Below are 6,009 nucleotides of genomic sequence, written 5' to 3' on the forward strand. Positions count from 1 at the left end.
ACTTCTAATATGACCCTCGTTTCGGCGGGGGTTATTTATTTCCAGGCAACGATGTAATCCACGTACAATCATTCGCTACTCTCCGAAAAATAGTCTAACTAAACAACAATTCACCTTCTCCTGTAAAACTTTTCCACTGTTTTATTAGCGTTTTTTCATTACAAAAGCATTCAAATGTTATTCAGAAGAATCTTCTTCTCCTTTACTATAAGAGTATTAAGCCAGAATTTTCATTTTTCCTGATACTGTACGAATTGGAGTATTCCTATCACAGAATTTTGCAGATCAGAAAATCGTATCGGAGCATTATCAGATTCTTAAAGATATTAAAACGTTAGACAGAAAAAAAGCTCTTTTGAAAGAGCTTAAAATGTATAGACGATCATCCTCTATTGACTGAATAGTACAAACTAGAGAGCCGAGCCGGATCTCATAAAGGCTGTACAGCCTTATATGGCTGTACAGAATTCGTTTTGTTAACTTGCAATTTTACCTTCAGTCCTTTCATGTCCCAGAGGATTGTTTGAGACTTCAACCAGAGGTTTCTGATTATTCTGATTAGCAATTTCACCGGCAACAGGAGGATTAACCTGAGTCATTGTGAAATTATTAACTTTAGTAATCATATTACCTAATACGCCTTCTACAGAAAGGCTGTTCGTCTCAAATGGATCACTTAAGACCTTGCCATTCTTATCTACTGTAGGCTCGACATTTTTAATTCTAGGCAGCTCATTAGTATTGAACTTAGCTGTATATGCTCGTCTATCAAGTAGATATACCACGTTTCCTGTAAAGTCTGAAAGCTGAGAGATAAGCTGATTTATCAGCTGCTCATGAGGCTTAAGTTCCTCAGGAATAGTCTTTTTCTCCATAATTGACTGGATCTGCTGTAGACTGATTCCGACTTCTTTTGCCTCTTTAACTCTGTTTTTGAGCTTGGTTATGTTCTCAACATAATTATGTTGATCCAGCTCCAGCTCATTTACGTAATTCTTATTTATGTAATTTTCAACGAATTTTTCAGTATAGCTGAAATTACCGTCAAAGGCGTCCTTGAGAATCTTGAATGGAAGCTTTACTCTTACCTCAGAATTTGGATCCTTAAGTGTTTCTCTTAAAGTATCAATCTTATCTACACATTCATCGTAATCTGCGTTCTTATCAAAACAGTAATCAATAAGTCCATCAAAGAGCTCACCTTCATATCCATCCTCAATTTCACTCTGAGTATTCTTATAAGGGGAAAGCTGTTCCTTACCAATTGTTAACTCGTAGAGTTTTTTGGTTTCCTTTAATAGCCTATTGGTATTCTCCGCAAATGCCTGCATTCTGTTTAGTCCGTTGGCAATACCTTCAAGTTCTGAGGAGAAGGTAATACCAAGCTTTCTAAGTTCAACAATAATTGCTGATAATCGATAGCCGGCATCATCTGTAGAATGACCTTTCTGCATAATCGATTCAACAATGGCAGTCATTTTTGCCTTCTGCTCCGCATTAGGCTTATTTGGAATCATTAAGAGCATGGTATCAGTGAATTTCTGGCTATCGCGCTGCATAGTATAGGACAGCAGATCTTTAAACTGAGCCTGTGATTCCTTAGAGATTTTTATAACATTACCAAAGTCAATGAAAGTAATAGTATCATCAGCACCATCGTGAGTGATCATAAGGTTACCACCATGAATATCATTATGAATAACACCGGTGTTGAAGATAACCTCTTTAAGCCACTTTCCGGTTGCCTCTTTTACAAGACTGTTTAAATCAAAGATTTGCTGTATATATGTAGGCAAATTTCTTCGTGCAAGTATGATGTCTCTAATATGAACATCTTCTCGGATAACAGGATTGCCGTTCTTATCAACTTCCCAGGTTCCAGTCTCGCTGTTAATCTTAAAGATATTCTTAAACTCATTGTTAATATCGTTTTCAAGATCGGTATAAACCTTATCGACAGTGTCTCCATTAATTACCTGAGTTACAATAATCTCATTCGTTACCGGGATAAGATTGTCTCTTGACAATGAACTTACATGAGGAGCAATGTCCTTATCTTTTGATTCTTTATTATGCTGAACCTCAAAGACATCGTAGCACTCATCAATGTTTTTGGCTTCATTTTCAAAATCAAACTCTCTCATGATGCTTTGAAGCTGGTTATTCCAGGACTCAGACATACCAGGAACCTGTTTAGCAATCTCATTAAAGATCTTGGCCTCATTTTCAGCACGCTGCTGGACACCTGGGCGCTTAACCTTGACAACACAGTCTCGAGTTCTCTCATACCAGCCGGACTCCGGTAATCTTGTTTTAGTTTTAACTTTACATTTAAAGGTTTCAGCAACAGAAGCAGACCCCAGTGATTCCTTCACGGTAACATAAACATGCTTATTTCTGTTCTGAGATATATATGATTCTACAGTTTGGCTTACATATTGGTCGTCAATGTGCTTAAGATTACTCTTCAGCTCATCAAATACATCGCCATAGCTCTTATCTGCCAGATCCTTGCTCATACCCTGAAGCATCTTCTGCATCAAAGGTCCACAGCCTTTGAGGATGGAACTGAATAGACGCTTGTTTGGAGCAATGGCCAATTCATTCTTATCAGGATCCGAAGGTTCACTCATAAATGCTTCGCCCATGATCTTTATAATATCTTCCTTAGGAAGCATTATAAAATAGTTCTTGAGAACCAGAAGATTAAAGGCTGTTTTTCCTGGCTGGCCCTTACCTGTCTTTGCATCCTCCAGAATCTGATCAAGATTCTTATTGGCAAGACTGTTTTTGATCTCTTCCACAGACATCTTATCGTAGGAACTCTCAATCTTTAACTCGCCTTCGAGTTTAAAGATTTCGTTAATAAAACTCTGGAAATTCTGAGCAGCCTTCTCTACTAAAGAAGAATTAGCAGTTGCCTTGGCAAAAGTATCAATAATCTTTGCATAGATCTCTTTATCTCTATCCAAGACTTTTGATTGATTAGAAAAATAAAAATTAAGAGTTTCAAAATCATCTACAGAAAGATTGTTTATATTGATTTTTTTGTTATAACTATCATTTTCCTGCCAGATATTATGAAGTCCTTTCAGGATCTCTTTAAGCATTGCGTGAATATCATCGACCAGAGGCTGAAGCTTTGGTGATAAGGCTTTTTTCAGAGCCTCTTTATCTTCAACTGCATAAACTAAAGCTTTGAAGGTCTTGCCATTGTACATAGACTCATATAGTCTAAGTATCTGATAGGCTTTGCTTCCTGTACCAGGAACTTCCATGATTACATTTAACATGTCACGAATAGCTGAGTCTTCAACTTTGATAGCCTCTGCTAAATGAGGATCCTTCTTGATTTCCTCTTCATTGATTTCATTGATTTCGTTTATATTTACTTCGTCAACCTTGTCCTGTGCATCAACGTTGACGTTGTTGACTTCTACATTTACATTATTCTGTTCAGGTTCGTTCTGAACATTATTGACATTGACCGCCTGGTTTTGAACAGGATTTGGAACCTCGTTCTGAACAGGAGGTTCAGGATTTTGCACAGGTGGCTGTTGAGCTCTTACAAGCTGAGTCGTTACATAATCCTTGATCCTCTTGATGGTTCCCTTCAGATTTTCAGGATTAGACTCTAACTGTAAGAATTTTTTCAGATTTGCAGTTGGAACTCTGGCGGCATGGCCTCCATCCATTTCAGTTCCGGTTATTGTTTTAGCTTCGGCTGCTAGTTTATCAAATATGGATAACAGCTGATCAGGGGTAAATTTTGGTTTGATGGTAACAGTTTTATCGCCCTGAACCTCTTCGTAGTCGCCAAGCTGGATATATTCAACACCAAAGGAAACAAATACATCAAAATTTTCTAATAGCAAAGTCTTAAAAGCTGCAAAGTCAAAATTATCCGCATTACCCAGGTCAAAAAGCTTATTTGCAAAAGATGTAAGAGTTTTATTATCGTTGAATTCAGGAAGCTCATATTCTTCTTCAACTTCTGCATTAGGGTCCTCAACTTCATATTCAACTTTTGCGTTATTGTTGACATTCTGCTGTGGCTGAGGGTTATTGTTAACATTAACGTTATTGTTTCCCTGCTGTGGCTGCTGAAGGTTATTCTCAACAATTACGTTGTAATTTTCCTGCTGTGGCTGAGGGTTGTTATCAACAATTACGTTGTTGTTTACCTGCTGTGGTTCTTCATGCTGTACGTGTCCTGGTACAAGGAAATTTGCCATCTCCTGCATAGTGTCCACAGCTCTGCCGACTAAAGAATTCAGCTCTGCTATTGACAGATCATTAGCCCTCAGACGAATTGTTGCTAAATTTACAATTACTTCAGTAGATAAACGTTCTATATTCTCAGGTAGATTTTCGTTATCTTTTTTCAAAATTTCCAATGCCAGTGAACGCAAATGATTTGGCTGAGTTCCATTAAGCTCATCCTGAGAGAGTAAATCTTTTTTTAAATCCGCAAGATTTTTAAGCAGATAGTTACGACCAATACTGATGTTGTTTTCATCTCTTGCATCCGGCATTACATCCATGAATTCAACCAGATTACGATCGATAGTATTCAGATACTCCTGAGGGGAAACATTATAATTAAGTGGAATTTCATAACCATCAATGTTAATGCTACCTGACAGAATAGAAATGTTATTTTCATTTCTTGTAATTTTTAATGTCAGATGGTCATGATTATTGGTTGTGAATAAATTTACAGAAAGCTGATGCTCCTGAGCACCAGGATTCTCAGCCTGCATTCTGATAAGCTCGTTGACCTTCTTATAGAATTCACCCAGTATTTTAGGCTGCTTTTTAAAGAATCTAAGACCTTCTTCATTTAATTCAGGCATATCGGTAATTTTTACACCAGAAAGGTAGGACACAATTTTAAATACCTTTGAAGCGGTCCTATTGTGATCCTTTGGCAGACCTTTCAGCACATTCTGCTGTACCTTCAGATTTGGATTGTCATCAGGATTCTGACCACTGGCAAGGGAGATATAATCTTTTATTTGCTGACGGGTAAGAGGGGTAAAACGACGGTTGTACATATCCTTTTTTTGTTGCATGGTACTATGTACATCCTCAGTAAGCCCCAGTTCTTTTTTAATTTCGTTTATCACGTCCTGATTATAATTAGCATTCTCAAGAGCTTTGATAAAACTCTCTTTAATTCTTACAACATTATCAGGTGAGATTTTAGTATTATTCAGTCCGGTAAAGTGAACATGATGGTTTACCTTGGTCAGTTTGTAACCGTTACGACCATCACGCACTACATCAACCTGACCTGCATTTTTACTGCCGTTAGAAACATCTATAAACTGCTGTAGGGATAAATTTAAATCGGACATGAGACACACTCCCCCAAACTTCTGCTGCTATCAGAGCAAGCATGATAAATTAACGAATTCGATTCAAAGTAAAAAATGATCTTTCTGTATCTACAGATTGTAGTGCAAAAATCTAAAAGATTTTGGTTAATATCTTCAAAACAAGATCCGTTACACAATTTATTTACGGTAGTTTTAGAAATTGGAAAAATTATCAATAAATTAGCTTATAACCTCCAACTATAACAAAACTCAGTTCAGTTTCATTAAAAATAAATATTTTAAAATCAATAAATTAACAGTGAATCGTAGCTCTATATGACATCTAGTCCGTGGCATACTATATTTTTTCGTTCCTGGTCTAAATACGCAGCTTAATATCTGTACAAAAAAATGGTATGAAGAGGCATTAACAAAAGGGATCCATGAAATTTGCAGTTCAATTTTGAGATCTGAAAAATGGCCAAAAGGATGCTCTGTATCTCATGATCCTCCTTGTAAATTTACTTAACTATCACTTTGATATCTATACTTTACGTAGCTTATTTTTTTTATTCATATTAAATGAGGGATACATGCATGGTTGGTTAAGCATTTTTAGGCATCCTTGGAGTTTTAGATACAACCTCAATTATATGTCTAATGCTTTTACCTCTCATGCGGTTAGTAA

At 36.7% G+C, this 6,009-nt stretch carries 1 protein-coding gene; it reads right to left on the reverse strand.

Features of this window, described 5'->3' with window-relative positions; all coding sequences use genetic code 11:
• Nucleotides 1-476 precede the first annotated feature (476 nt).
• Nucleotides 477-5,360 (reverse strand): AarF/UbiB family protein, encoded by a 4,884-nt coding sequence (locus tag QZU45_RS03010; protein WP_295351417.1) that lies wholly within the window; start codon nucleotides 5,358-5,360, stop codon nucleotides 477-479.
• Between the last annotated feature and the right edge of the window lie 649 nt (nucleotides 5,361-6,009).

Source organism: uncultured Succinivibrio sp. (genome assembly GCF_902756765.1).
GTDB lineage: Bacteria > Pseudomonadota > Gammaproteobacteria > Enterobacterales > Succinivibrionaceae > Succinivibrio.